Source organism: Peribacillus sp. NJ4, from assembly GCF_030348345.1.
Lineage (GTDB): Bacteria > Bacillota > Bacilli > Bacillales > DSM-1321 > Peribacillus.
Genome location: NZ_JAUCFQ010000006.1, coordinates 207,041 through 233,001 on the forward strand (window position 1 = coordinate 207,041; position 25,961 = coordinate 233,001).

General features: G+C 37.1%; 27 protein-coding genes. 18 read left to right on the plus strand and 9 right to left on the minus strand.

The window, feature by feature from the left end; genetic code table 11:
- Positions 1-194 precede the first annotated feature (194 nt).
- From tsaE to tsaD, 4 genes are read left to right on the plus strand one after another with little or no spacing between them, the layout of a single operon-like run.
- Positions 195-647: a tRNA (adenosine(37)-N6)-threonylcarbamoyltransferase complex ATPase subunit type 1 TsaE gene (gene tsaE, locus QUF94_RS27145; protein WP_289318765.1), complete on the plus strand. Its 453-nt coding sequence runs from the start codon at positions 195-197 to the stop codon at positions 645-647.
- Positions 647-1,339, plus strand: coding sequence for a tRNA (adenosine(37)-N6)-threonylcarbamoyltransferase complex dimerization subunit type 1 TsaB (tsaB, locus tag QUF94_RS27150; protein ID WP_289318766.1), 693 nt, complete (start codon positions 647-649; stop codon positions 1,337-1,339). Before tsaE ends, tsaB begins: the two co-directional genes overlap by 1 nt.
- A 22-nt stretch (positions 1,340-1,361) precedes the next feature.
- Positions 1,362-1,814 carry a ribosomal protein S18-alanine N-acetyltransferase gene (gene rimI / locus QUF94_RS27155; RefSeq protein WP_289318767.1) on the plus strand — a complete coding sequence of 151 codons (453 nt, stop codon included), beginning with the start codon at positions 1,362-1,364 and terminating at the stop codon, positions 1,812-1,814.
- On the plus strand, positions 1,811-2,824 hold the full coding sequence (gene tsaD, locus QUF94_RS27160; RefSeq protein ID WP_289318768.1) for a tRNA (adenosine(37)-N6)-threonylcarbamoyltransferase complex transferase subunit TsaD: 1,014 nt from the start codon (positions 1,811-1,813) through the stop codon (positions 2,822-2,824). The genes rimI and tsaD overlap by 4 nt, the downstream gene beginning before the upstream one ends.
- A gap of 278 nt (positions 2,825-3,102) precedes the next feature.
- On the opposite strand, the gene QUF94_RS27165 is transcribed toward tsaD, so the two are convergent.
- Positions 3,103-5,022: an ABC transporter ATP-binding protein gene (locus tag QUF94_RS27165; RefSeq protein ID WP_289318769.1), complete on the minus strand. Its 1,920-nt coding sequence runs from the start codon at positions 5,020-5,022 to the stop codon at positions 3,103-3,105.
- Between the two features lie 131 nt (positions 5,023-5,153).
- On the opposite strand from QUF94_RS27165, the gene moaC reads away from it, so the two are divergent.
- A complete protein-coding gene (moaC, locus tag QUF94_RS27170; protein ID WP_289318770.1) occupies positions 5,154-5,660 on the plus strand; it encodes a cyclic pyranopterin monophosphate synthase MoaC in 507 nt (168 codons plus the stop codon).
- A 30-nt stretch (positions 5,661-5,690) separates the two neighbouring features.
- A complete protein-coding gene (locus tag QUF94_RS27175; RefSeq protein ID WP_289318771.1) occupies positions 5,691-6,353 on the plus strand; it encodes a redox-sensing transcriptional repressor Rex in 663 nt (220 codons plus the stop codon).
- 28 nt (positions 6,354-6,381) lie between these two features.
- Here the strand turns inward: QUF94_RS27175 and QUF94_RS27180 are convergent, their stop codons facing one another.
- Together QUF94_RS27180 and QUF94_RS27185 are read right to left on the minus strand one after the other, a co-directional pair.
- Positions 6,382-6,594, minus strand: a complete 213-nt coding sequence (locus tag QUF94_RS27180; RefSeq protein ID WP_289318772.1) for a YdiK family protein — start codon at positions 6,592-6,594, stop codon at positions 6,382-6,384.
- Positions 6,591-7,316 carry a CPBP family intramembrane glutamic endopeptidase gene (locus QUF94_RS27185; RefSeq protein ID WP_289318773.1) on the minus strand — a complete coding sequence of 242 codons (726 nt, stop codon included), beginning with the start codon at positions 7,314-7,316 and terminating at the stop codon, positions 6,591-6,593. Before QUF94_RS27185 ends, QUF94_RS27180 begins: the two co-directional genes overlap by 4 nt.
- Before the next feature lie 336 nt (positions 7,317-7,652).
- Here QUF94_RS27185 and groES point away from each other — a divergent pair, with 336 nt between their 5' ends.
- The gene (gene groES, locus QUF94_RS27190) at positions 7,653-7,937 is read left to right on the plus strand and encodes a co-chaperone GroES (RefSeq protein ID WP_053348954.1); all 285 of its coding nucleotides are present in this window, start codon (positions 7,653-7,655) and stop codon (positions 7,935-7,937) included.
- A gap of 58 nt (positions 7,938-7,995) precedes the next feature.
- Positions 7,996-9,633 carry a chaperonin GroEL gene (gene groL, locus QUF94_RS27195; RefSeq protein WP_063235581.1) on the plus strand — a complete coding sequence of 546 codons (1,638 nt, stop codon included), beginning with the start codon at positions 7,996-7,998 and terminating at the stop codon, positions 9,631-9,633.
- A gap of 104 nt (positions 9,634-9,737) precedes the next feature.
- Here the strand turns inward: groL and QUF94_RS27200 are convergent, their stop codons facing one another.
- Positions 9,738-10,778, minus strand: a complete 1,041-nt coding sequence (locus QUF94_RS27200) for a tyrosine-type recombinase/integrase (RefSeq protein ID WP_289318774.1) — start codon at positions 10,776-10,778, stop codon at positions 9,738-9,740.
- A 10-nt stretch (positions 10,779-10,788) separates the two neighbouring features.
- Here QUF94_RS27200 and QUF94_RS29170 point away from each other — a divergent pair, with 10 nt between their 5' ends.
- The 4 genes from QUF94_RS29170 to QUF94_RS27220 all read left to right on the plus strand — a co-directional run bounded on the left by QUF94_RS29170 (position 10,789) and on the right by QUF94_RS27220 (position 14,884).
- The gene (locus QUF94_RS29170; RefSeq protein WP_289318775.1) at positions 10,789-10,947 is read left to right on the plus strand and encodes an Arm DNA-binding domain-containing protein; all 159 of its coding nucleotides are present in this window, start codon (positions 10,789-10,791) and stop codon (positions 10,945-10,947) included.
- 457 nt (positions 10,948-11,404) lie between these two features.
- Positions 11,405-12,313, plus strand: a complete 909-nt coding sequence (locus tag QUF94_RS27210) for an endonuclease I family protein (RefSeq protein WP_289318776.1) — start codon at positions 11,405-11,407, stop codon at positions 12,311-12,313.
- 135 nt (positions 12,314-12,448) lie between these two features.
- Entirely contained in the window at positions 12,449-13,399 is a 951-nt protein-coding gene (locus tag QUF94_RS27215; protein ID WP_289318777.1) for a S8 family peptidase, read from the plus strand.
- A gap of 930 nt (positions 13,400-14,329) precedes the next feature.
- Positions 14,330-14,884 (plus strand): peptidoglycan recognition protein family protein, encoded by a 555-nt coding sequence (locus QUF94_RS27220; protein ID WP_289318778.1) that lies wholly within the window; start codon positions 14,330-14,332, stop codon positions 14,882-14,884.
- Positions 14,885-15,060: 176 nt separating this feature from the next.
- Here the strand turns inward: QUF94_RS27220 and QUF94_RS27225 are convergent, their stop codons facing one another.
- From QUF94_RS27225 to QUF94_RS28980, 5 genes are all read right to left on the minus strand, one after another.
- A complete protein-coding gene (locus tag QUF94_RS27225) occupies positions 15,061-16,296 on the minus strand; it encodes a peptidoglycan-binding protein (RefSeq protein WP_289318779.1) in 1,236 nt (411 codons plus the stop codon).
- A 201-nt stretch (positions 16,297-16,497) separates the two neighbouring features.
- On the minus strand, positions 16,498-16,851 hold the full coding sequence (locus tag QUF94_RS27230; protein ID WP_289318780.1) for a hypothetical protein: 354 nt from the start codon (positions 16,849-16,851) through the stop codon (positions 16,498-16,500).
- A 64-nt stretch (positions 16,852-16,915) separates the two neighbouring features.
- Positions 16,916-18,166 (minus strand): peptidoglycan-binding protein, encoded by a 1,251-nt coding sequence (locus QUF94_RS27235; protein WP_289318781.1) that lies wholly within the window; start codon positions 18,164-18,166, stop codon positions 16,916-16,918.
- A 45-nt stretch (positions 18,167-18,211) separates the two neighbouring features.
- Positions 18,212-18,595: an NADH:ubiquinone oxidoreductase gene (locus QUF94_RS27240; RefSeq protein WP_289318782.1), complete on the minus strand. Its 384-nt coding sequence runs from the start codon at positions 18,593-18,595 to the stop codon at positions 18,212-18,214.
- A gap of 1,090 nt (positions 18,596-19,685) precedes the next feature.
- Positions 19,686-19,925, minus strand: coding sequence for a tyrosine-type recombinase/integrase (locus QUF94_RS28980; protein ID WP_353957821.1), 240 nt, complete (start codon positions 19,923-19,925; stop codon positions 19,686-19,688).
- Between the two features lie 294 nt (positions 19,926-20,219).
- Here QUF94_RS28980 and QUF94_RS27245 point away from each other — a divergent pair, with 294 nt between their 5' ends.
- The 6 genes from QUF94_RS27245 to QUF94_RS27270 all read left to right on the plus strand — a co-directional run bounded on the left by QUF94_RS27245 (position 20,220) and on the right by QUF94_RS27270 (position 25,325).
- The gene (locus QUF94_RS27245) at positions 20,220-20,525 is read left to right on the plus strand and encodes a hypothetical protein (RefSeq protein WP_289318783.1); all 306 of its coding nucleotides are present in this window, start codon (positions 20,220-20,222) and stop codon (positions 20,523-20,525) included.
- 75 nt (positions 20,526-20,600) lie between these two features.
- Positions 20,601-20,798: a hypothetical protein gene (locus QUF94_RS27250; protein WP_289318784.1), complete on the plus strand. Its 198-nt coding sequence runs from the start codon at positions 20,601-20,603 to the stop codon at positions 20,796-20,798.
- An 18-nt stretch (positions 20,799-20,816) separates the two neighbouring features.
- A complete protein-coding gene (locus QUF94_RS27255) occupies positions 20,817-21,191 on the plus strand; it encodes a DUF1878 family protein (protein WP_289318785.1) in 375 nt (124 codons plus the stop codon).
- 445 nt (positions 21,192-21,636) lie between these two features.
- Positions 21,637-22,977 (plus strand): HAMP domain-containing sensor histidine kinase, encoded by a 1,341-nt coding sequence (locus QUF94_RS27260; protein WP_289318786.1) that lies wholly within the window; start codon positions 21,637-21,639, stop codon positions 22,975-22,977.
- Complete coding sequence (locus tag QUF94_RS27265; RefSeq protein ID WP_289318787.1) at positions 22,974-23,609, plus strand: response regulator; 636 nt, start codon at positions 22,974-22,976, stop codon at positions 23,607-23,609. Before QUF94_RS27260 ends, QUF94_RS27265 begins: the two co-directional genes overlap by 4 nt.
- Before the next feature lie 384 nt (positions 23,610-23,993).
- On the plus strand, positions 23,994-25,325 hold the full coding sequence (locus tag QUF94_RS27270) for a peptide MFS transporter (protein ID WP_289318788.1): 1,332 nt from the start codon (positions 23,994-23,996) through the stop codon (positions 25,323-25,325).
- Positions 25,326-25,961 lie beyond the last annotated feature (636 nt).

Below are 25,961 nucleotides of genomic sequence, written 5' to 3' on the forward strand. Positions count from 1 at the left end.
AAAAAACGAAACTTAGGTTTCGTTTTTTTGTTTTATCCGAAATTCGAATAATTATGTCCCTAACTTATTTGTTTCTTCTTTTGAAACAAGGTAAACTACATATAGAATGGTTATTGTTCGATAATACTGCGTTTATGGTTCTCTTGATATGAACTATAGGACGTTTTCCTAATAACGATAAAGGTGATTGATATATGCAACATTTTGAATGGATTTCTCAGGGTGAAGAAGAAACGGCGCAATTTGCGCATGAATTGGCACAAAAACTTTCGAGTGGTGATGTACTTGCTTTAGAAGGTGACCTGGGTGCAGGAAAAACGGCATTCACAAAAGGGCTCGCTAAAGGATTAGGTGTAACTAGAGTAGTAAATAGCCCTACCTTTACGATAATAAAGGAATACATGGGGCGACTGCCTTTATATCATATGGATGTATATCGGGTAAGTGAATCAGAAGAAGATTTAGGCTTTGATGAATATTTTGAAGGTGATGGTGTGACTGTCGTTGAATGGGCCCATTTAATAAAGGATCATCTCCCGGATGAAATCTTGACCATATATATTTATCGTCTTAGTGATACAAGCAGGCGTATTGTCTTAGAGGCCAAAGGCGAACGATATGTAACGTTATGTAAGGAGATTATTTGATGAAGGTTTTAGCTATAGATACATCGAATTTTACATTAGGGATTGCACTGGTAAACGGGAGTCAAGTAATTGGTGAGTATACGACGAACCTAAAGAAAAATCATTCGGTTCGGGTAATGCCAGCAATTGAAACGCTGCTAAGTGATTGTGATACTAATCCTAAGGAATTGACAAAGATAGTGGTCGCTCAAGGTCCAGGCTCCTATACAGGCGTCAGGATTGGTGTGACGATTGCGAAAACCTTGGCATGGACGCTTCAGATTCCGTTATCAGGTGTATCCAGTTTGGAAGTTTTAGCAGCCAATGGACGTTATTTTAACGGGTTGATATCTCCCTTGTTCGATGCAAGAAGAGGGCAGATTTATACTGGATTATATGAAATGGAAAACGATTTGTTAAAAACAGTCATGGAAGATTGTAATATTCTATCCTCTGAGTGGGCGATTCGATTGAAGGAATTAAATCGTCCCGTTTTATTTGTTGGTCAAGATGTGGATATCCATCGGGATGCTATTACGGATGCATTGGGCAATTTAGCAGTATTTGCTCCGGTACAGTCCTTTAACTCAAGACCAAGCGAACTTGCTTTCATTGGTCTTGAGAAGGACGAAGTGGATGTTCACCAGTTTGTACCGAATTATATTCGTATGGCTGAAGCAGAAGCTAAGTGGCTTGAACAGCAGGGGAAATAAAAAAGGAAAGCGACCGATTATTATGAGTAAAACATTGACGTTCCGAAAGATGAAAACGGAAGATATCGACCAAGTGCTTAACGTGGAAAAGCAGTCCTTTACATTGCCTTGGAGCCGGGAAGCCTTTTTTAATGAATTGAATCATAATCAATATGCTGTGTACATGGTGATAGAGGATGAGGGGAAAATTGCCGGTTATTGCGGTGCGTGGATCGTCATTGATGAATCGCACATTACCAATATTGCTATTTTACCTGAATACCGAGGGCAAAAGCTTGGAGAAGCCTTGCTCAGGAAGATGATTGAAATCTCCATTGCGATGGGTGTGGTGAGGATGACGCTTGAGGTTCGTGTCAGTAATGCAGTCGCCATCTCACTTTACGAAAAACTAGGTTTCCAAATGGGTGGAATCCGGAAAAATTATTATACAGATAATCAAGAAGATGCTTATGTTATGTGGGTGAATTTTTCATGAAAACAGATCAACTTATATTAGGAATTGAAACCAGCTGCGACGAAACTGCTGCAGCTGTCATAAAAAATGGAACAGAAATACTGAGCAATGTCGTGGCTTCACAAATAGAAAGCCATAAACGTTTTGGCGGTGTCGTGCCCGAAATAGCTTCCCGTCACCATGTAGAGCAAATTACGATTGTTCTTGAAGAGGCACTGCTCCAGGCAGGTGTGACATATGAAGATTTGGATGCCATTGCCGTTACAGAAGGCCCCGGACTTGTAGGGGCACTATTAATAGGCGTGAATGCAGCTAAGGCTGTAGCTTTCGCACATGGAATCCCGATTGTTGGTACGCATCATATTGCGGGCCATATCTATGCAAATAGACTTATTCAGGAAATCCAATATCCTGCCCTTTCTTTAGTCGTTTCGGGAGGTCATACGGAATTGGTGCTTTTAGAAGAACCGGGTTCTTTCAAGGTGATAGGGGAGACGCGGGATGATGCAGCAGGAGAGGCGTATGATAAAGTGGCTCGAACTTTGGGGCTCCCTTATCCTGGTGGACCGCATATAGATAGGCTTGCGCAAGAAGGCTCACCAACTTTGAAACTGCCCCGGGCATGGTTGGATGGCAGCTATGACTTTTCTTTCAGTGGGTTGAAATCAGCAGTAATCAACACTTTGCATAATGCAGAACAGCGCGGGGAAGAAATTGAACCTAAAGATCTAGCGGCAAGTTTCCAAGCAAGCGTTATAGAAGTGCTTGTAATGAAAGCTGTAAAGGCTGCAAAGGAATATAATGTGAAGCAGGTACTGCTTGCGGGAGGAGTTGCCGCAAATAAAGGCCTGAGGGAAGCGTTAACGGAAGCTTTTAAGGATTTACCTATGGATATATCGATTCCGCCCCTCTACCTTTGTACGGACAATGCGGCCATGATCGGTGCTGCTGGCAGTGTCATGTTTGAAAAAGGAAAGCGCTCTGGATTGGATTTGAACGGAAATCCTGGATTGGATATAGAAGCATTTTGATTGACGAGAAGGCAGGATTCCGAACTTCGGCATCCTGCCTTTTTATCGTCTTTAATAAAAAAATAGAATATTCTGTGGATAAAGTTTTTTTGACAATCATACTGGATGTGTATAAATGGGTGGTTTTGTGGATAAGTGGATATGTTTCTGTGGATAATGTGCATAACTCAAATTAATCCCTAGTAAACGGTAAGTGATTTGTTAACAAGTTTGTGGATAACTTTCCGAAACATTTTACCTGAAAAAGAAAAGACCGAGTCATTTGACTCGGTCAATTGTCATTCTTCCAGCTCAGCCCATTCTTCGAGAAGCCGGTCTAATTTTTCCTGTGCTTTATCAAGCTTTGTTTGGACTTCCATTACTTTCTCATGATCTTGGAAAACATTTGGGTCACAAAGTAGTTCATTATACTCGTTTATTTCGGTTTCAAGAAGCTCCATGGCAGCCTCGATATCCTCAATGCGCCGTTTTCGCTGACGTTCAGCTTTTTTTGCTTCTTTATCGATTTTATAATTTGTTTTTTCTACGAATACATCTAAGGTTTTCGCTTGATTTTCCTCTTCAAGTGCTTTGATTTCCGCTTGCTCCTGTTTCTTCTCCACATAGTAATCATAATCACCGAGGAATTCTTCGTTGCCGTCTTTGGAGAGCTCGATCACTTTCGTTGCTATCCGATTAATGAAATAACGGTCATGTGAAACGAAAAGAATAGTTCCCGGATAATCGATCAATGCGTTTTCAAGCACCAATTTACTATCGAGGTCTAAATGGTTCGTTGGTTCATCAAGAATTAAAAAGTTCCCTTTTTCCATCATCATTTTGGCTAGAGCAAGCCGGGCCTTTTCGCCGCCGCTTAGTGTGGAAACGGTTTTTAAAACATCGTCCCCGCTAAAAAGGAAATTACCGAGTACGGTGCGTATGTCCTTTTCCGGTTTAAGGGGATAGTCATCCCATAATTCATTGAGTACGCGTTTATTGGAAACAAGGTTAGCCTGTTCCTGATCGTAGTAACTGACTTCGACGTTCGTTCCGAAACGGAAATCCCCGGAAAGTACAGGCAGTCTAGAGATGATCGTTTTCAATAACGTTGATTTTCCAACGCCATTTGGGCCAACAAGAGCTATGCTCTCTCCTTTTGTCATCCGGGAATTTATATTTTTTGATACCATTTCCCCTTCGTAGCCGATAGCCAAGTCCTGAAGGTGAAGCACTTCATTTCCGCTTTGCTTTTCAATCTGGAATGAAAAATTTGCGGATTTTTCATCACCTTGCGGCTTGTCCAAAACATCCATCTTTTCGAGCTGTTTGCGTCTGCTTTGTGCTCTTTTCGTGGTGGAAGCCCTTGTGATATTGCGTTGGACAAAGTCGCGAAGCTTTTCGATTTCCCCTTGTTGTTTCTCGAAAAGCTTCATGTCCCGCTCATAATCTTCCGCTTTGCCTTCTAGGTAAGAACTATAATTACCATAGTATTTTTTCATGTTGTTCCGGGAAATTTCATATACCTGGTTTACGACTTTATCTAGAAAATAGCGGTCATGGGAAACAATAAGAACAGCTCCTTGGTAGCCTTGTAAATATTGCTCAAGCCAAGAGAGGGTTTCGATATCCAAATGGTTCGTTGGCTCATCCAGAATCAATATATCCGGTTTCCTTAAAAGCAGTTTCCCTAAAGCGAGTCTAGTTTTTTGCCCACCGCTTAAAGTGGAAATTGGGGTAGAATAGTCAAAGTCAGCAAACTGAAGTCCATGCAATACGGAACGGATATCCGCTTCATATTGATAACCGCCCTTCTCTTTGAATGCTACCATCAAAGTGTCATATTCATTCAACACTTTTTGGTAAATTACTTCGTTTTCAAAGATGTCAGGTCTGGCTATATCGGCCTCAAGGCGACGCAGTTCTTTTTCTTGCTCTATAAGGTCCTTGAATACTGTCAGCATCTCATCCCAAATGGTAAGTTCGGATTCCAGTCCCGTATCCTGGGCCATATAGCCGATGGTGACGCCTTTTGGTTTGATTATTTCACCGCCATCATGGGAAATTTGCCCGGCTATGATTTTTAGCAGAGTGGATTTCCCGGCGCCATTACGGCCAACAAGTGCAATTCGATCTTTATTTTGAACTTCGAGCTTCATATTTGATAAAATAAGTTCAGCTCCATAATATTTCGATAGTTGATTGATTTGTAATAAAATCATAGATTTCACCTCAATTGATTATTGTTAGTGTAACTTATTTTAGTTATTATCGGCAACAGCTTGGTTCCAAGCTAAAACAAGCTGTTACATAAAGTGGAATAATAGTGTATGATTTAGGAGGGGTTACTTAAATGGGAGACTTAACGCATTTTAATGAGCAAGGCAGGGCCAAAATGGTTGATGTGAGTGCTAAGCCTGAAACAACCCGGACGGCTATAGCTCAATCGAGCATTTTATTGAACGATGAAATATATGAATTGGTCACGAACCAGAAAATGAAAAAGGGTGATGTACTGGCTGTTGCACAAGTTGCAGGAATAATGGCCAGCAAGAATACATCCAATATAATTCCGATGTGCCACCCCATTGCTCTGCAAGGGGTCAATATAGCCTTTGATTGGGAAAAGGAAGATCAAGGATATAGGCTTAGGATTGAAACGGAAGCTAAGACAAAAGGGAGTACAGGTGTGGAAATGGAAGCGTTAACAGCTGCATCCGTGACTGCCTTGACTATTTATGACATGTGTAAGGCCATTGATAAGGGAATGGTAATCGGGCCTACATTCTTAGTGGAGAAAACAGGCGGAGTTTCTAGCAACGATTATAAAAGACAAGTAAAACAAACAGATAGAGATTAAGTTGAAAAGCATGTGTGAAGGCGGGGAAGAATGATGAACCATGACCCAAAGATACCGCAGGCAACAGCCAAAAGGTTGCCATTGTATTATCGATTTTTAAAAAACTTACATTCCTCAGGCAAACAAAGAGTTTCCTCGGCAGAGCTAAGCGAAGCCGTAAAAGTGGATTCTGCTACCATTCGCCGTGATTTTTCCTACTTTGGCGCGCTTGGGAAAAAAGGCTACGGCTACAATGTCAATTATTTATTATCCTTCTTTAGAAAAACACTAGATCAGGATGAATTGACAAAAGTCGCTTTAATCGGGGTAGGAAATTTAGGGACCGCTTTTTTAAATTACAATTTCATGAAAAATAATAATACGAAGATTGAAATGGCATTCGAAGTCTCTGAAGATAAGGTCGGCAAGCAAATAGCTGATGTGCCAATCTACCATATGGATCAAATCGATACACTATTGCAGGAAAATAATATTACTGCGGCTATTTTGACAGTGCCTGCCCAGGTAGCCCAGACGATAACCGATCGTCTAGTCAAAGCCGATATAAAAGGAATATTGAATTTCACACCTGCACGGCTGACAGTACCTCCATCCATAAGGGTTCATCATATTGACCTGGCTGTGGAGCTTCAGTCGCTCATCTATTTTCTGAAACATTATCCTGTAATGGAAGAAGCTGCATTGGAGGAATGAAAAAAACGCTGCGTTATAGCAGCGTTTTTTATTTTTTCTTATTTTTTTGGGCGGCTTTAATCTTAAAGTGAAGCATGATCATGCGTAATCCCGATCCAAAGTCCAGGGTCGCGATCAGTACAAGTATGTAGGCAAAGATTCCCCATCCTGTAGAACTGACGGTTTGAATCGCGATAGCGGTAAAAAGAGCTCCTAAGCCTGCATAGATGATGCCCATGAATAATGGTGATTGACGTTTCATAATAAACCTCCGATGAATGCCTGTGCAGTATCTATCATCTTCTCAATATCTTTCCGATATACCACTTGAAGGATGATAACAAGCGTATTCATCGCAACATGAGCGCTAATGGACACGAGGATGCGGCCCGTTTTCGCATAAAGGAAAGCAAAGGTGAAGCCCATTGCCGAATATAAAAGAAGATGTTCCAATTCACCATGCGCCAAGCCGAAAATAACTGAACTGAGTAAAGCTGAAATAAAGAAGTTAAAGCGTTTATGAAGTGATCCGAAAATGATTTTCCGGAAAATGATTTCTTCCAATATAGGTCCAATTACTGAAGTGACGAAAATGACCATGGGGACTTGGTAAATGAGTGAAATGAGCTGCTGCGTATTTTCAGATTCAGGCTCCACTCCAAGCATCTGTTCAATGCTCCCGGCAATGCTTTGCGCAAAAAGAGCCATGAACACTCCTGCTATTGCCCATAATATGGACATGGGAATAGAATCTTGATTCCTTGTGTCCACCTTTTCCCTCATATCTTTTCTTATTAAAAAAAGAATCAAGGATAGAGCAACGAGAAAGCTGAATACGATCCAGTATGCTGCAGACTTCACTTGGAGTTCATCAGCAGGCATTCCAATTGAAGACCCGATCAACATGAAAATGGGTACCCCAACGATACTGGATAATTGCATGGCAATGTAAGTGATGATGACGAACCAATATTCTTTTTTCAAAAATGAAAACTCCTTTTATTTTGTCACCCATTTCGCTTAGAACGTTCCAAATATGGGGACAATCAATAAACGCATACTCCAAAATGGTATCAAATATTGAAGCATAACACCACTTAAAGGTACCCCTAATCAAACATTTCAGTCACTTTGTTAAAAGAATCATTATGCTAAAGTAGTATACCCGTAATTTATCAGAAATTAATAAAAAATTTTCGATAAGATACTTGCAAAAAAGGCTCGGTTTATTTAATATTATAAATGTGTTAGCACTCGATGATGAAGAGTGCTAATAATCATGAAACAAATTATCAAGAGAATATGAGGAGGTTGTTTCACTTGTTAAAACCATTAGGTGATCGCGTTATTATTGAACTAGTTCAATCTGAAGAAAAAACTGCAAGCGGTATTGTTCTTCCTGATACTGCAAAAGAAAAGCCACAAGAAGGTAAGGTAGTAGCTGTTGGTACTGGCCGTGTCCTTGAAAATGGCGAACGTGTTGCTTTAGAGGTTGCCCAAGGCGATCTAATTATCTTCTCAAAATATGCAGGTACTGAAGTTAAATACGAAGATACTGAATACTTAATTTTACGTGAAAGCGACATTCTAGCTGTAATCGGCTAATTATACATCATACTTAACTGAACGAAAATTTTCTTAAATTTTAGGGAGGTACTTATAAATGGCTAAAGAAATTAAATTTAGTGAAGAAGCACGCCGCTCCATGCTTCGTGGTGTGGACGCACTTGCAGATGCAGTTAAAGTAACGCTTGGACCAAAAGGTCGTAACGTGGTTCTTGAGAAAAAATTCGGTTCACCGCTTATCACTAATGACGGTGTGACGATCGCTAAAGAAATCGAACTCGAAGATGCATTCGAAAACATGGGTGCGAAATTGGTTGCTGAAGTAGCAAGCAAAACAAACGACGTAGCTGGTGACGGTACAACTACTGCAACGGTTCTTGCACAAGCCATGATCCGTGAAGGTCTTAAAAACGTAACAGCTGGTGCTAACCCAATGGGTATCCGTAAAGGAATCGAGAAAGCGGTCAATACTGCAATTGCAGAATTGAAAGCCATTTCCCAACCTGTTGAAAACAAAGAATCGATTGCACAAGTTGCTGCCATCTCTTCAGCTGATGAAGAAGTGGGCCAACTGATTGCTGAAGCAATGGAGCGCGTTGGTAACGACGGCGTCATCACAATCGAAGAGTCAAAAGGTTTCACTACTGAATTGGACGTTGTAGAAGGTATGCAGTTCGATCGTGGATATGCATCTCCATACATGGTTACTGATTCAGATAAAATGGAAGCTGTCCTAGAAAATCCATACATCTTGATCACAGATAAAAAAATCACGAATATCCAAGAAATCCTTCCTGTACTTGAGCAAGTTGTTCAACAAGGGAAACCGCTATTATTGATTGCTGAAGATGTAGAAGGCGAAGCGCTTGCAACTCTTGTTGTGAATAAACTTCGTGGAACATTCAACGCAGTTGCGGTTAAAGCTCCTGGATTCGGTGACCGTCGTAAAGCAATGCTTGAAGACATCGCAGCTCTTACAGGCGGCGAAGTAATCACTGAAGAAATCGGTCTTGACCTTAAATCTGCAACAATCGATTCATTAGGCCGTGCGTCTAAAGTGGTTGTTACAAAAGAAAATACAACGATCGTTGAAGGTGCTGGAAATACAGCTCAAATTCAAGCTCGTGTAAACCAAATCCGTGTTCAGTTAGAAGAAACAACTTCTGAATTCGACCGTGAAAAATTACAAGAACGCCTTGCTAAATTAGCTGGTGGTGTAGCGGTAATCAAAGTCGGTGCAGCTACTGAAACAGAATTAAAAGAACGTAAACTTCGTATTGAAGATGCATTGAACTCCACTCGTGCCGCTGTTGAAGAAGGTATCGTAGCCGGTGGTGGTACAGCACTTCTTAACGTATACAATAAAATCGCTGAAATTCAAGCGGAAGGCGACGTAGCAACAGGCGTGAAAATCGTTCTTCGTGCCATCGAAGAGCCTGTACGTCAAATCGCACACAACGCTGGACTTGAAGGCTCTGTAATCGTAGAGCGCCTTAAAGGCGAAGCAGTAGGTACTGGCTTCAACGCAGCTACTGGCGAATGGGTCAACATGATTGCATCCGGTATAGTCGATCCTACTAAAGTAACTCGTTCAGCTCTACAAAACGCTGGTTCTGTAGCAGCTATGTTCTTAACGACAGAAGCTGTTGTTGCTGACAAACCAGAACCTGCTGGCGCTGGCGGCATGGGCATGCCTGATATGGGCGGAATGGGCGGAATGGGCGGCATGATGTAATCATCGCCTTGAACCCTTGATATATAGGGGTTTGTAGGGTGGAGATTAGTGAAATGCTAACCTTTTGCTAACTTTCAATTTTTGAAACAACTTTACTTCACCAATTAGAGGAGACCTTTCGTAAGTTCACTGAACTTATGGGAGGTCTTTTCTTCGATATTTTTAGTCATATGAGCGTATATGTTCATCGTCGTGTTTATATCTGAATGCCCTATTCTTTCTTGAATCTCTTTTACGCCTGCCCCAGCTTCAATGAGAAGGGATGTATGAGTATGTCTAAAGCTGTGGGGGGTAATATGCTTGTCTACATCCAAATGCTTTATTAAACGCTGTAAACGCAATACCACTTGCTTCATAACCCTTGGATGCCCGATGTTTTCAGCAAAAATGAAATCTTGATCCTTATATACTAACCGTTGTTTCATTTTCAATTCCATCTGCTCACGCTTGTGTGCTTTGAATAAGGCGACAAGTCCATCGTCAATCATGATTGTGCGGATTGACTTTTTTGTTTTTGGGGTTAGGAGTTGAAAACCTGTACTTTTGTTATTTGGATTATAGTATGTTTTGGTGATTCTTATAGTTTTCTTAGTAAGGTCCAAGTCTGTCCATTTTAATGCTAACATTTCGCCTAAGCGCATACCGGTATATGCCAAAGTAACAAAACATAGATAGTCTAGATATAATCCTTGTTCTTTTGTGATACGTAGAAAGGTTTTCAGTTCATTTAACTCAAGAAACTTTTCCTTAACCTCATCTTCCTCGATATCCTCAACAGTCACATGCTTTTTTGGCATGACAAAACCATAGGTTGGATTTGTCTTTATCAAGTCTTGCCTGATAGCATGCTTGAAGATCATGTTTCCCGTCGTATGGATACTGTCAATATAGTTATGGCTAAATTGTTTGCTTAATTCATCTATGCGAGTTTGGTACATATGCCTTGTAATCTTTTTCAAAGGAGTATTTTGCCACGAAGATATAAGGTGTTTCATCGCTATCTTGCGCGCTCGAACGCTACTAATTTTTACTTGGTTTCCATAATAGCTTAACCATTTAGTAGCAAATTCTTCAAAGGTTATGTTGCTTTCCTGAAACACTCCACCGTTTGCTATAGCATCTTCTACCTTGTTAGCAGCTGACAAATGGGCTTACATGGTTAACGTCGCAAAAGATCCAGTGACCGGCAAAAGGAGACAAATTACTAAATCCGGCTTTAAAACAAAAAAAGAGGCTAAACAGCGAAATATATACATAGTTTTAACACTGTATAAAGAAAGACTGTGTAAGACTGAAGAAAATAAACCTTTTTAAACTGGCTTGGGCGACGTTCAACCTCTTTCGTATTATTTTAAGGAAGGGGTTTTTTGTTGCGGAAAAATGACTTCTCTCTTATACAAACACTTAAACAGTTCGGTCTTCAAATCGTTCGCTGTTATTTCTTTACAGATATATTGATCCTGTACTTGCGCGAGGAAATTTACTATTCAATGGCTTTTAATATTAGGGTCACCCGGTTAGGGATAACCGTGTCTAAGTTACTGACGTTTATGAACATAGAAAGAAAAATTTAGGGGAATTATGTTAGGGGGTAGATTAATTTATATTCAACTCAAAAGGAAAGGCTTATCCGTTTCTTTGTAAGGAAGGGGGATAGAGGAAAAGAAATTTAAACAAACATCAAGTTGAAATAAATATAACTTCCATGTATTTTCTTGCATCTTTTGTAGTAGAAACATGGCTTCATGGATAGAAAAAGGGAGGAAAATAAATGAATTTACAGAGTGATTTATCAATGCAAAATGAGGATTTAAATTATAGAACAATGGTAGAAAAAGATTTAAATGAGAAATTAAAGATTCTAAGGGAGAATCAAGAGAGAATTGCTCGAAATGAAAGAGAATATTTTGACGAAGAGAAAAATCAGCAAGATATTAATCAATATTATCAAGGTATTAAATTTCACAATTCAAACGGTAAAGAATTATTTAAATCGCTTCACAATTTATTTAAAACAACACATCATAAACAATTCAGTTATAACCAAAGTGGTCATCACTTGGAAACATGGGTAGACCTTCATCCAGATGGTAAGTATAAAAGCCTCTACTCAGGGAAGCAAGCAGACCCTGAGATGGTGATTCAAAGTGAACTGGAAAATCCCGCTATTTCTAATATAGTCCCTGGTGAAAATGGAGAATTATTAAACATTGAACATGTAGTCCCTCAATCATGGTTCTCTAAGAAAGAGCCAATGCGTGGGGACATGCATCATCTATTTTATTGTGAAAAGGATTGTAATTCTTTTAGAGGAAATAAACAATATCGTGATTTTCCTGAATATAATCCAGAAGCAATTAGAGTGAACAAAGAGATAGAAGAGTGTGGCATGGGCAAGAGCAATTCAAATGAGTTTGAACCTGAATATGGAAAAGGGATGGTTGCAAGGGCTAGTCTTTACTTTCTATTACGTTATCCTGATAAAATCTCTATTGAACATGAAAGGGAAACTGACATACCGTTACTTCTGAAATGGCATACTGAATTCCCACCTGATTCTAAATATGAAAAGCATCGTAACCAAGCCATTTTTGAACTACAAGGAAATAGAAATCCTTTTATTGATTTTCCTGAGTTTGGGTCTGAAATAGACTTTAGTGTCATTTATCTAACTCATTAATTAGAAGTGGGTGATATTTGAGATTATAAAGGAAAAGATGCAATCAAATAAAAGCAAAAGAAAAGTATATTAAGATTTTATGTGGACAAATTAATCTCGGGTAAGAAAGTTAATAAAATTTTAGAGGTGAAAATAATGAGTAATAGCAATGTAAAAACGAATGAAGTAAATTTAATTCCATTTGAAGTTGTATCAGTTGTTGATCAAGTAAAAGAGATACCAGCAGGTGTGAATCTTATTAATGCTCCAGCTGCATGGGAGAAAGGTGAAAAGGGTGAGGACATTGTGGTCGCTGTACTAGATACAGGCTGCCAAGCCGATCATCCTGAATTACAAGACCGTATTATTGAAGGAAGAAATTTTACTACAGATGATAATAGCGACCCAAATAATTTCACTGATTATTCCGGGCATGGAACTCATGTAGCAGGTACAATTGCAGCAACTGAAAATCAGAAAGGTGTTCTAGGTGTTGCTCCAAAAGCAAAATTACTGATCGTTAAAGTTTTGGCTGGAAAACAAGGTTCCGGAGCGTATGAGTGGATAATAAATGGGATTAATTATGCGGCAAACTGGCAAGGTCCAAATGGTGAGAAAGTACGAGTGATCTCTATGTCTTTAGGGGGACGTCAAGATGTACCAGAACTTCATAAGACTGTAAAAAATGCAGTAAATAAAGAAATATTAGTTGTTTGCGCCGCTGGAAATGGTGGAGATAATGATCCTGGTTCAATTGAGCTATCGTATCCAGGATCATATCAAGAAGTTGTAGAAGTCGGTGCAGTAGATTTAAATAAAAAAGCATCGAGGTTTAGTGAATCGAATAAGAATGTTGACTTGGTTGCACCTGGAGAAGGAATTTTATCAACTTATATAAATGGAGAATATGCAACATTGAGTGGGACTTCAATGGCAACTCCACATGTTTCAGGAGCAGCTGCATTGATTATTAAACACAGTGAAAAAGAATTTGAAAGAACATTATCTGAGGATGAAATTTATGCTCAATTAATTAAAAGAACAGTTGCTCTTGAGTATCCTAAACGAGCTGTAGGTAATGGCATATTAGATTTAGCGCAAGAATAAAAAGAGTTTTACATTTGATTTGTCCATTTATCGCAGGTTAAGGGGTAATTTTAGGTGAGGGATTAACTGCCCCTAAAAGCCCGATTCGTTCAACTAACAATCAGTGGGGGAAGTGCGAAAACCCCCACTGATTGAAGTTTCACTTTATTAGGTTAATTGCTTATGTCTCGATACTTCCTAAAGAAAATTTGTCGAAGTTGCTGAAACAAACAAATTATCGACCGGATTTGATAGCTCAAAAGTTGGAAGATACGAAAAACACCACTCCCTCCGTTTAACACTCTCCAAAAATGGAGCGTACAACTTTTTCGGACACTTCTTACGTATCAGGGCTATGAGATGGAAGAACATCACTGTGACCTATTTTTACACGTATCTCGGTCGTATCCCTGTAAGTGGCGAATTGTTTTTTATTCCGTAATTCCATGATTTTAAGGATGATATAGGAATCAACATAAATATTTTGATATCTGTTAAATTTCGTTTTCCTCTGCCCCTCTTGCATTACCTCATGCCAATCATTTGAAGTTACTTAGTATATTGTTCCTGTTCTTTTTTAAGTTCAGCTATCATATACATTCATCATTCCGGTAATAAAGTCAATGCTCGTAGTGCCAATAGCGTTTTATTGACTTCAATACTGTTCTAACCGGTATATTTGGTACAAGTGATACTCGTCCTAATACATTAGGGGAGTTCTTCTAATGCTGTGTACATTGGTTGTACGTAATAGAAGATACAAATTATATTCGAGATATTCAGAAGCTGAGGTTACTTTATGAACATGCTAATTAGTTACCGTTAATGCGAAATGTGTTTTAATGAAACTACGAAGGGGTTTAACTGAATCTATCCCAGAAATAATTAGGGGATTAGTTAAGGGTTAAAAAGAGCTTTAGCCTATAGTTAGAAAGGAGAATTGAGATATCTATGCCAAATTGGGAATATGGAAAGTTGTTTAATAATTCAGATGAGTTTATTAAGTGGCTTAAAAATATAAGAATCACATCAAAAATCACCAATGTACATGTTCATCATACTCTCAGTCCCACTCATGAGGACTTTGAAAATAAAAACCGTAATCATCGTAAATTACAAGATGGAATGAAATATTATCATAAGAACGATTTAGGATGGGGTGATATTGCTCAACATATTACCATTTTTCCGGATGGTAAAATGATGACAGGACGTGACATTAATAGCCCTCCAGTATCTGCAAGAGGGGGTTATAACGGAAACAATCGTAAACACCCATTTATGTTTGAGATGGTAGGAAATTTCGATATCGGTTCTTCAAATCAGTTGAAGGGCGAACAGCTAAAAAGTGCGATTACCGTTACGAGATATTTTCATGAAAAAGGTGCAGAAATTGTCTTTCATCGAGAGTGCTTGTTCAATGGAAGACCACCTAAATCTTGTCCGGGAACTGGAATAGAAAAGAACTGGTTTGTTAATTTGGTTAAAAATTCAAGAAATGTATAAGCAAAATTCACTCCTAGAGTAGTACATTAAAATTGAAAACCTCCCTATAATTCTTTTGCTTTTTCCTACCATGTTACCCTCTGCTATAACTAATTCGAGTCCACTAAAAATCATATGTTTTTCAGTGGACTCAAATTTAAAAAAACTTTATTAAAGCACGGAGAAGATAAAATGGATTATCTATAATCTAATATAGAATAGTAAAGAATAGATATTTTATACCAAGTTTGAAAATTTACATTCCCGTCTTGAGGTATGAAAAATATATCTTGAAAGGTTTTAACGGCTTTTGTTGTTGTATTTTCGAATTTACCATTCTCCTCAATTCCAGGAATTTTACTATAATATTTAGAAATCTCGTTTAACATAACTTGAATTTTACGTACATCAGAACCTGACGTTCCTTCTTTTAACATTCTTTCTGGAGGAGGAGTGGGACGACCTTGGAAAACCACACCTGCAGCTGATGTTATTTCTATAGGCCCGTAACATAAATCAAAAAAATAGTTTAGAATATCTAGATGTTTATATCCTTGATTAGCAAGTTCTTGACTTTTAAATTGGCCAAGTTTACAAGGTTTTTTTCTTGTATAATGAGCAAGAAATTCTGCTAATAAGGGTTGCCTCTTCTCAGGATCTGGATGTTTAATATATTGATAAAATATCGTATCTACTATTTCTATAATTTCTTTATAAGTTGTTTGAACATGATTGTATTTTAGGTCGAATTGTCTTAAACAGGTAACATCAAACCCTGTGTATGCTTGGGTGAATATTTTATTTAAGGTATAAGAAATCATACAAAGAATATTAGCTTTTAAGGCTTCTGGATGCCAATTGGCAAAAGATTCGCCACAAGCTACTTTTGTAAGATAATCTGTAAATCTTACTTTATATCTAGGTGCCGTTTCTTTGGGTGCCCCACAGTGTACGATAATAAATTCAGGTATTAACAGTCCTATAGGAGGACTCTCAACAGGACGAGGTTGTAAATGTGGTTGCGGATCAGGAATAGCTAGTGGATCGATAACAGGTTTTATAGCTTCCGGCTGAGTTAATTTATGTTGAGGGATTTTGTATTCTTCAGTAGGGCGATATTGATCACTCAGGATATTAGGAGTCATTTGAATTTCTTGTATAGCCGTAGCATTTGGGATAATTTGAACACTATCAAAATTTATTAAATGGTACCCATCTGCTGAAACTGAGACGGAATACTCAAAGTATGGCTCCACAGCTGGTAAATCTACTGTACTTGTTTGGCCTGATTCATTTGTTTGAAGAATTATATTTTGATTGTGTCCCGTTATGGTTACGGTAGCTCCAATAATGGGCTTGACTTTATCTCCCTCAAATACAAATACCAATAGTTTTCCAGTAGATTGTCTAATATTTAACTGATGGTAATTCATTTATTTTCACCTTCCTTACATTAAATGTATATCTTAGGATAATATTTAACTTTTATTTATATATTTCCAGTGTGTTTGTCTATGAATAGGCAAAAAATTCATATATTCAGATACAAAAAAAAGGCCGAAGCCTTCTTTTACCAACATTATAGTAAAAAAGGATTTCAATATAGAACCCAGATCTTTGATTACTCATGGTGGTTAGGAGCAAACGGCTCCTGGAATTCCAGATTGTTTAATTCGAATTATATTTCTTGTATTCGTATAAGATGTGTAAGGTTGGCCACCACTGTATATCGTGTAAGTGACATCTCCATAAATGGCCTGTGTTTCATCCGGTTCGGGAGAAACATAATCAAGTTTAGCATTACAAATTTTTTGACCGTTATCTAATTCTATATCAACATAAAAACCTACTAAATTTATAATTTTATCAGGGTCAACAAGTCTGTGAGGGATTGCCCTATTATAGTAAGGAATATAATGATGATAATGACTGTAATAATAGGGATTAAAATGATAATGTCTATAATAAATAGGGTTGATGTAATACATTAGACACTCTAGCTCCTTTAAGGTTTAAAATAAGCACTGTTTTATATTAGTGATTACATTATGGTTAGGATCCATTTATTTTTTTATATTCTAATATAGAATAATAAAGATTAGCCATTTTATACCAAGTTCGGATGTCTACAACCCCAGATTCCGGTATAATAAATATTCTTTGAAACACTTTAACTGCATTTGTCGTTGCGGGTCCAAATTGACCATCTGCTTGTAATTCAGGTATTTGAGTATATTGTTTATTAATTTCATTTAGATAGACTTGAATTTCACGTACATCTTTACCGGATGACCCTTCTTTTAACGTTTGATCTAGAGGGGAGACAGGACGACCTTGGAAAATGACACCAGCTGTATTTGCTGTTTTTATTGAACTATAACAGCTTTGTTTTTCATAGAAATATTTAAGAATATCCTGATGTTTATATCCTTGTTTTGCGAGTTCTTGACTTTTATATTGAGCCAACCTGCAAGGTTTTACATCACGATGATATTCGGCTAAAAATGGTTGCATTTTATTAGGATCAGGATGTTTAATATATTGATTAAATATAGTATCAACGACTTCGATTACTTCTTTAAAGTTTGTTTGTCGAGGATTAAAAGTATGATCGAATTGACTGAGACATGTAAGATCAAAACCTTCATAGAATTGGGTAAATATTTTGTTCAAGGTATAAGAGATAATACAAAGAATATTTGCCTTTAAAGCTTCAGGATGCCAAGAGGAAAAAATTTCAGCACAAGCTACTTTTGTAATATAATCTGTAAATTTTACTCTATAGTTAGGTGCAGAGTGATCTTTGGGCGCTCCACAGTGTACAATAACGTATTCAGGTATTAAAAGGCCTATAGGACCGTTATCTGGACGACTAGGAGAAGTTTGTTGTGGATCTAGTTTTGGATCAGGAATAGCTAGTGGATCTATAGGCTGTTTTTCTGGTTCTGGATTAGTTAAAGCATGTGGAGGAATTGTGTACTGTTGTCTACTATAATGCCCTCTCTGGATAGTCATTTGAATTTCTTGTATACCTGAAGTATTTGGGAAAACTTGCACTCCATCTATCGTTATATGACCATATCCGTTAGATATAACATCGACAGTATATACAGAGTAAGGCTCTTGTGCCGGCAATTCGACTGACTCTGTTTGGCCAGCTGCATTTGTTTGTAATGTTATATTTTGATTATTTCCGGTTATCGTTACGGTTGCACCACTAATTGGTTTGGCTTTGTTACCTTCAAATACAAATACCATTAATTTTCCAGTTCTTTGTCTGGGATATAGATTATAGTCTTCCATTGGTATTCACTTCCTAATAAATTTTATCCCTTGGAATATAACTTTTTAAAGTTGATTTCCTAGTATATCTTTAATTGATTCATTTACCGTTGTCCCGTCTTTTACTACAGGAGCTACGATTGTAACTAGCTCTTCACCTGTAGAGGTAATGACAACATTATGAATAAAAACTCTTGTATTAGCTGGAATTGTATAACCTGCACGGGTAGTGAAAGGTTTTGTAGTCGTAAAGTATTGGCCGATGATATCTGCAAATTTTACTCTAATGTAAAAATCTTGAATAGAATGATTTTGATACAAAGGATATGGATCTCGATTAGGAATGTGGTAAGGATTTTGATATACATTTGGATAACCGTTAGGATAATTGTAAGGATTTTGATATATATTTGAATAACCAATTGGATGGTTGTAAAAGCTTCTATACATTAAAATTTCTCCTTTTTTAGTAAATTTTTCTCGATCTTAATACATTTAATTATATATTCACTAAAGCCTGTGTGTGTGTATGGGGTTTTTTGTAAATTTAAAAAGTGTTAAAACTGTTATGATACATAAGTATGTCTATAGAATTCACTGTTTTTGTGTTTGTTGTCATACAATTGAAAAGAAATCTTGTTTTACTTATTTTTTCCTTTTAAATTTTTTGAAAATATGCACTTAATAAATATAGGTTAAGCAGAAAATTGCAGCAAAAAAGACCAATCTCCTAAAATAAAACGCATTGCTGTCCACTCCAAATCATCAGAAAGGACACACCATGCTTTTTTTATTAGTTAAGATTTTAAAAAGTAAATCACCACAAGGGCTAGTAGTAATCAATTGTGATCAGCCACCATCAATAGTTAATCCACTCCACCAAGGGATACGTCATCAAATACATAAAGACTCCAGTTTGTTCAATATTGTTTTTCAAATAGGAAAACTTTCGTTATTGGAAAGCAACCATTACATACCACCATATAGCTACCGGGGTAGGAAACCACTTGATATTTGGGAAAACAGCGTCCCTGACATTCCCAAGTCTACACTTTGGGAAAGAAACCTTGCATGGGACGGTATGAGTTAGCGTTAGCACCAAATTTTTGATCACAATTTGACCGCGAAACATATAGGATCGTAAAAACTCAATTTTCTTAAATACCTAGAAGAGCCCTTTAAATAGGGCGATTCTAGGAAATGTTTTTAATCGTTTTTCTTTCTGTTTTATTGACTAAATAAAAGAACGTAAAAAAATACGGTCTTAAAGCCATGTGTCATGCATGGAAAACTATAGAAATAGTAAGGGATGAAAGTGCAAGATGAACCATTATATGAGGGGTATTTGAGTAACATAGGGGTAACATAATCCCATAAAAAGCCGTTATTTTACGTTAAGGATGTTACAACATAAATTCCTAAAAACGTTGATACACCGCTATTTCGTAAACTATGGTGAAAGATGTTACAGTATAGGGGATAATGGGCGGCATGATGTAATCATCTCTTAAATCCCTTAATATCGGGGATTAACGAGGATTCAGAATGAATGATCTCCTAACATGTGAATATCTTTAAAGTTGAAGGCCTCCCACAGTAAACTGTGGGAGGCCTTTTCTTTATATTTGAATTCTGTATGTCCTAATCGTTGTTGGACTTTATTAATTCCTACTACAGCTTCAATCAATAGTGAAGTGTAGGTATGCCTAAATAAATGTTGAGTAATAATCTTTTCCATTCCTGCTTTTTTCGGAAGCCGTTTAAGCTGGGTATCAACTATTCGGTGCTTCTATGACATGTTAACAGCATTTCATCAATCTTAATCGTACGTAAAGAACCCTTTGTTTTTGATGTTAAGTTGCCCATTTTAAGAGAGATGATCACCGATTCTTGAACCGGTATAGGGAATACACGATTTCTACTAGGGAAGTATCGCTGAAAAATAAGGGAATTATGAAATGTAAATTATATCGTTTCATTTTTGGAACGAGAGGATTTACTAAATATATTAGTATAAAGTTAGAAGTGCGGAAACACTTTCCCTAACCCCATTGTTAAAAGGCGTTTGACCAAAATGAAAATTATTAGAGTTAGAGAAATTGGTGTTAAGAGAATTATAGTCCCAGCTGTTGTAAGTGCTTTTCTATTTTCAGCTTTTGCTCCATTTTCAAAAGCTTCTGCTTCTGAACTAAATGAATCAATAATTCAAACAAATACTGAAATTGGTTCTATAATAGTAACCGAGCAAACCCAAATCAGCCTAGAAGAAATAGAAAGTGTCATTGCTAACCAATCGACTCCAACAAGTGTGTTAATGCAACAGGCCAACCCCGTCAATCCTTATGATGGTACTCAAATGTCATCTGAAATTATTCAATAATTAGAAATTGAGTCCAGAAAAAGGGGATTTAAAAAGACAGTTGTAGTGTATGCACTAAAGTATGGTGGTACAGCAATGAGCAAAATTGTTGGTAGTTTATCACCTGCCAATGGTAAGCTTTTGAAAAAACATGCTTTTGAAATTGGTGATGCATTAGACAGAATGTCTAATAAAATTGAAGCAAGATTAGTTGATTTCATGATACATGAATTAGGCTTTGCACAAAGTGCTGCTAGAGCTATTGCTTGGGCAATTGCACTTTGGGTATTATAATAGTAGGAGTTGAATTTAATGGATGAGTTAATAGATGAATTTAAAAAGATGAAATATCATCAAAAGTTATTACTTACAATTGCTTTGGATAAAAATCCTGAACAATATACTTTTTTTCATTTCATTTTGAATAATGATCTGAGTGAAAAGGATTCAAAGGTAATTTTTGATATACTTCATGCTTTAGAAAATAAAAAGGAAGGTACTTACCAAAAGGGTAAATATGAAGGAGTCATTGCATCATTATTAGGAGATAATCCTTCAGTGTCCATGGATACCTTTGAAAAGTCATTGTTACATGTAAATATTGATGTGAACCCTATTTATCTAATTAGATCCTTGAGAAATCAATATTTTCAAGTTGATTTATGTAATTACCTCTTGGAACAATAAAATATGATAATCTCAACAAGCATCAGGATATAATATTATTTCGGCAAACTAAACTAACTAAATATGCAAAAGCGAGAAAACCCCTTTTTCTATAGTTGCACTGACCTAAAAATGAGAAAAGTAAAAACACCATTCGTTGAAAAGTAGGTATTGAATATCAACCAATCAATGTGGAGGTGTTTTTTCTATGGAAAAAAATGCAGTGTAGTTAAATAATTCTAGAAGGATTTGACGTTATAATAATAAATTTTTTGTCTATAGTGTAGCTTTTTCTCCATAGAGGGTGGTTCATCCACGTACCCATTTTTTTATAATTTTCATAATTATGATGAATTGCGTATAATGAGATTATGCAAGGGTATACATAATTTTAAATAAATACGAAATGAAAGAATGGTTATCATTCTATTCTATAAGCAATTAATCTATTAAAGGTGAAATGATTATGATAGCTAGTCTTATGAAGTCTTGGACAATATGGATGAAAATTGGAGTGATTTTATTCGGGGTATTCTTACTGTCGTGGTTGGGTCCTGACGAAATTGGTCTTACTGATTTGCTTATTTCATTAAGAGAAGGTGAAGAAACAGGAAATAAGCTAATGCTTGCCGTTTTTTTGTTAATTTCTTTAAATACAGTTTTAGCTTTGTTTCATTATATTGGTGCACTGCTGTTGGGAGACGAAATCGGTGCTCGTTTAAATCGTCCATGGTTAAAAATCGTCATTCCTCTTATTGTTATTCCTCTCGATTATATCGTGATAAATGCTTATTATTCTTTAACATACTCATTTAGCGCATATGCGTTGTTATTGTTGTTAGCCATCTTATTATTGCAAGCCTTTGAAAAGGATAGGCTAAAGCCGATTATTAAAACGATTATTTGTTCTCAATTAATCTTTGGGATTGAATGGCTGAATGAGATTCCTTCTTTATCTAAATATGGATTTGGCCAAGGATCGATTTCAAAGGAATTAAAAGATATAGCGGTTCAAATTGGATTTGAGCAATCTTTAACATTGTACAGTTTAACTTTGTGTTTAATTTTTGTTATTAATGCTGTTATTTTAGCTGTGTATTTTTCTTTAGCTGAACAAAAGTGGCGGATAAAGCAAGAGCTTCATTATGCGCAGTTAGAAGCAATGCAGTCAAGATCAGGACGAGAAGCACTATATCTGGTCCATGATTTAAAAACACCTCTCACAGCAATTGAGGGGCTAAATTCTTTAATTAGTTTGAAAGTGGACGATTCTAAGATTAAAGAATATTGTCAAAGGATTTCATCATCGATTCATTCCGTTAGCGACATGATTTCTGAGATTTTATATGATGATAAAAAACATTGGTGCCGTATAAAAGATTTAGTTGAATACGTCGAAGCAAGCAGACTGAGCGGGACAAATCTTAATCTGAAGGTAGACTTTCAAACAGATCCTGAAATTAAAATTTTAATTAATAAAATCCGAATGACAAGGGCATTAGTGAATTTAATTGACAATGCTTACGATGCAGTGAATGGAATAGAAGATTGCAAGATTTTGCTTAAGGTAAAAACCTATGAAAATGAACTTTGGTTGGGCGTATCAGATAATGGGAAAGGGATTTCACCTAAAGAGCAGTTGAAAATATGGAAAGCTGGGTTTAGTACAAAATCGCATCCAGGAATGGGATTAGCTTTCGTACGACAAGTTGCTGAAGGACATGGTGCATCTTTAGAAATTGACAGCAAGCTTGGGCACGGGACAATAATTTGGATTAAACTAGCTGAGAGGAGTGTGTCAAGATGAACATTTTAGTCATTGATGATGATGCATCAATTCAATATATGCTAAGTGAAATTTGTGAATTTGCCGGCTGGAATGTAGATACGGCTAACAACGGAAAAGAAGGGTTAAATGTGTTTGCAGAAAAAGGAGCAGATGTTGTTTTAGTTGATTATCATATGCCGGAAATGGACGGAATAAAAACAGTGGGTGAGCTTCGTAAACTTAATGCTGATGTTCCGATTCTTGTATTAACAGTAGATGAACGACAGGAAATTGCTGATCGCTTTCTTGAAGCAGGCGCAACAGATTTTGCATTAAAGCCTGTAAAAGCGCCTGATTTGATTTCAAGAATTCAACTGCATGCTCGCCTTGCAAAATTAACTCAATCAGCTCCGCAGCAAATACCCAGTGAAGTAAAGGATGTATTTGTAACAAAGGGAATTAGTAAGAGAACACTTTGTCACGTTAGTGATTTTCTACATTCTAATCGTGAACCTTTTTCTGTTGATACAATTTCTAAAGAAGTTGGTTTGGCTTATCCGACCGTCTATCGCTATATTATGCATTTACTTGATGAAGGAAAAGTGGAGATTATTGTTAGTTATCAAAAAATAGGAAGACCGAAAAATTTATATCAATGGATTGTTGACTAAGAAACTGCCTTAATACAAGGCAGTTTTTTATTATAATGGGGGTCTCCTTTGCTGCACAGACCGCTAATGCAGCAGGACTTTTTTTCTTTTTTTTCTGTGTTTTTATATTTTCTGATAATATAAAATTATTTTACAACACTAAATATTCTTTAAGATTTAAATGCCTTCATTGAATGTCTTTATAAGTTAATGCTCATTTAGATTTTGCTATCATATTCTTTTTGCACCAGAGCAAAGATTAAAAATGTAAACGCTTACTGATGGTGAGTTGGATGGCATGCGTGGCCATCATCGTACCAATCAATTGTCTATTAAAATAAAGACGATGCAATTATTTTTTGAATGTAACGATTGGTGGTTAACCATATTGAGGAGGACTTTATTATGCAAGCACTATTAAAAGAAGATGTTCAGCAGCCAAATCAGTCCAGGAAAAAGCATCCTCCAGGACTGTATATGCTGTTCGCTACTGAGGCATGGGAGCGCTTCAGCTATTACGGAATGAGAGCAATTCTTGTTCTTTATTTAACAGCAACTGTTGTAAATGGCGGGCTTGGAGTCGACAAATCTACGGCTATGGGCATATACGGATTCTTTACTGGTGCCGTTTATATTACGCCGATGATTGGCGGATACTTGACTGACCGTTTCATAGGCAGAAGATTGGCGATCACGATTGGCGGTATTTTAATGGCGCTTGGTAACTTTTCGCTATTCTCAAGTCAGAGTTTGACAGCGCTTTACATTGGTCTTGGTTTATTGATTATCGGTAATGGTTTCTTCAAGCCAAACATCTCGACAATTGTTGGTGATCTTTATGAAGACAACGATCCGCGTCGTGATGGAGCTTTCACCATCTTCTATATGGGTATTAACGTTGGGGCTTTCTTCGCACCATTAGTAGTTGGCCTTATGAGCTATAAATATGGGTTCTTGACAGCAGCAATTGGCATGATTGTAGGGCAGTTAGTTTTCAACTTCTTAGGCAATCGCTATTTAGGTGATATCGGTAAAGAACCTACTGGCAAACCGGAAGTTAAAGCTGGTCAAAAATCAGCTGCACCGTTAACGAAAAGAGAACAAAAACGTACAGCGGCTATCGTTATTTTGGCAGTCTTCGTTATTGCGTTCTGGGCCGCTTTCGAGCAGGCTGGAAGTTCATTGACATTGTATGCTAATGACCAAATTGATCGGAATGTATTTGGTTTTGAGGTTCCAACTGCCTGGTTCCAATCATTGAACCCGTTATTCATCGTGATTTTAGCGCCAATTATGTCTGCTTTATGGTACAAGCTTGGCAGCTCAAAACGCGGTGACTTAAAAACTCCAACGAAGATGGCTCTTGGTTTAGTCACTGTTGGTTTAGGTTTCTTAGTACTGCTTCCTGCTGTTATGTATACAGGAAACGATACTGCGCTGAAAGTAAACATCCTGTTCATGATTGTAACGTATTTCCTTCATACATTAGCTGAATTAATGATTTCACCAGTTGGTTTATCAATGGTAAGTAAAATTGCTCCAATCAAGCTTGCCTCTCTTCTAATGGGAGTATGGCTGGCAAGTTCCGCGGTAGCTAATATGGTAGCCGGCCAATTAGCTGCATATACGCAGTCTTTAGGTTACCTGGAAATCTTCAGTGTAATTGGTTTTGTAACAATTGGTTTAGGTATTGTTTTATTGCTTCTTTCGAAGCCAGTAGCAAAGCTGATGAAATAATGAGAAAAGGAGCTGACCCAAAAGGCATATAATGTGCCATTTGGGTCGAGCTTTTTTTAGTGTAAAAAAATAATAGAATCGGTCCAAACTGGTGTAAGAGGAGTCTCCACAACGGCCCAAACCAGAAAGGAACGATTTCTCTGAAGTTTTATTTCTTTTTGCTTAATCTTATTGTGTTTCAGCATTTTCACGAGTCTTTCATCAATTTGAATGATACGGAATGCTAATATAAGTAAACAAAAAACAAATCAATGGGAAGTTCTTATAGAACAAGTTAAAGCTATATTAGATAATAAACAATAATAAACACTTAGGTGGATTAATAGACTTAGTTTCAATAATCGGCCAGCCGCTTTTAGTAGAAAAGGACTCAGAGCTGGTTATGTAAAAGAGCCTATGAATTTAGGATGGAATTCTACTCTTTATTGAGCACTTCGAAAGAAAATATGCACAAAGTTTTTCAAGAAAGCCTGCGATGATAGAATATCATGTATCTAGTGATGGAAATCATCGAACGTTACGGGCTAAATTAGTGGCTGCAGACTATATTAGAGCTAGAGTATACACCTATAAGTTACAATCTTATCAAGAATGACAATTATAAGAGGGTTCAATCTAACTTAAGTGATTATACGA

Excerpts from the sequence above, each read along its gene's own strand:
- QUF94_RS27225 (WP_289318779.1), bottom strand. The coding sequence starts at position 16,296 with ATGAATTACCATCAGTTAAATATTAGACAATCTACTGGAAAACTATTG.
- QUF94_RS27270 (WP_289318788.1), top strand. The coding sequence starts at position 23,994 with ATGCAAGCACTATTAAAAGAAGATGTTCAGCAGCCAAATCAGTCCAGG.
- QUF94_RS27230 (WP_289318780.1), bottom strand. The coding sequence starts at position 16,851 with ATGTATTACATCAACCCTATTTATTATAGACATTATCATTTTAATCCC.
- rimI (WP_289318767.1), top strand. The coding sequence starts at position 1,362 with ATGAGTAAAACATTGACGTTCCGAAAGATGAAAACGGAAGATATCGAC.
- QUF94_RS27180 (WP_289318772.1), bottom strand. The coding sequence starts at position 6,594 with ATGAAACGTCAATCACCATTATTCATGGGCATCATCTATGCAGGCTTA.
- QUF94_RS27220 (WP_289318778.1), top strand. The coding sequence starts at position 14,330 with ATGCCAAATTGGGAATATGGAAAGTTGTTTAATAATTCAGATGAGTTT.
- QUF94_RS27255 (WP_289318785.1), top strand. The coding sequence starts at position 20,817 with ATGGATGAGTTAATAGATGAATTTAAAAAGATGAAATATCATCAAAAG.
- QUF94_RS27165 (WP_289318769.1), bottom strand. The coding sequence starts at position 5,022 with ATGATTTTATTACAAATCAATCAACTATCGAAATATTATGGAGCTGAA.
- tsaE (WP_289318765.1), top strand. The coding sequence starts at position 195 with ATGCAACATTTTGAATGGATTTCTCAGGGTGAAGAAGAAACGGCGCAA.
- QUF94_RS27210 (WP_289318776.1), top strand. The coding sequence starts at position 11,405 with ATGAATTTACAGAGTGATTTATCAATGCAAAATGAGGATTTAAATTAT.
- QUF94_RS27175 (WP_289318771.1), top strand. The coding sequence starts at position 5,691 with ATGATGAACCATGACCCAAAGATACCGCAGGCAACAGCCAAAAGGTTG.
- QUF94_RS27265 (WP_289318787.1), top strand. The coding sequence starts at position 22,974 with ATGAACATTTTAGTCATTGATGATGATGCATCAATTCAATATATGCTA.
- QUF94_RS27260 (WP_289318786.1), top strand. The coding sequence starts at position 21,637 with ATGATAGCTAGTCTTATGAAGTCTTGGACAATATGGATGAAAATTGGA.
- moaC (WP_289318770.1), top strand. The coding sequence starts at position 5,154 with ATGGGAGACTTAACGCATTTTAATGAGCAAGGCAGGGCCAAAATGGTT.
- tsaD (WP_289318768.1), top strand. The coding sequence starts at position 1,811 with ATGAAAACAGATCAACTTATATTAGGAATTGAAACCAGCTGCGACGAA.
- QUF94_RS27245 (WP_289318783.1), top strand. The coding sequence starts at position 20,220 with ATGAAAATTATTAGAGTTAGAGAAATTGGTGTTAAGAGAATTATAGTC.
- QUF94_RS27215 (WP_289318777.1), top strand. The coding sequence starts at position 12,449 with ATGAGTAATAGCAATGTAAAAACGAATGAAGTAAATTTAATTCCATTT.
- QUF94_RS29170 (WP_289318775.1), top strand. The coding sequence starts at position 10,789 with ATGGTTAACGTCGCAAAAGATCCAGTGACCGGCAAAAGGAGACAAATT.
- groL (WP_063235581.1), top strand. The coding sequence starts at position 7,996 with ATGGCTAAAGAAATTAAATTTAGTGAAGAAGCACGCCGCTCCATGCTT.
- QUF94_RS27235 (WP_289318781.1), bottom strand. The coding sequence starts at position 18,166 with ATGGAAGACTATAATCTATATCCCAGACAAAGAACTGGAAAATTAATG.
- QUF94_RS27250 (WP_289318784.1), top strand. The coding sequence starts at position 20,601 with ATGAGCAAAATTGTTGGTAGTTTATCACCTGCCAATGGTAAGCTTTTG.
- tsaB (WP_289318766.1), top strand. The coding sequence starts at position 647 with ATGAAGGTTTTAGCTATAGATACATCGAATTTTACATTAGGGATTGCA.
- QUF94_RS27240 (WP_289318782.1), bottom strand. The coding sequence starts at position 18,595 with ATGTATAGAAGCTTTTACAACCATCCAATTGGTTATTCAAATATATAT.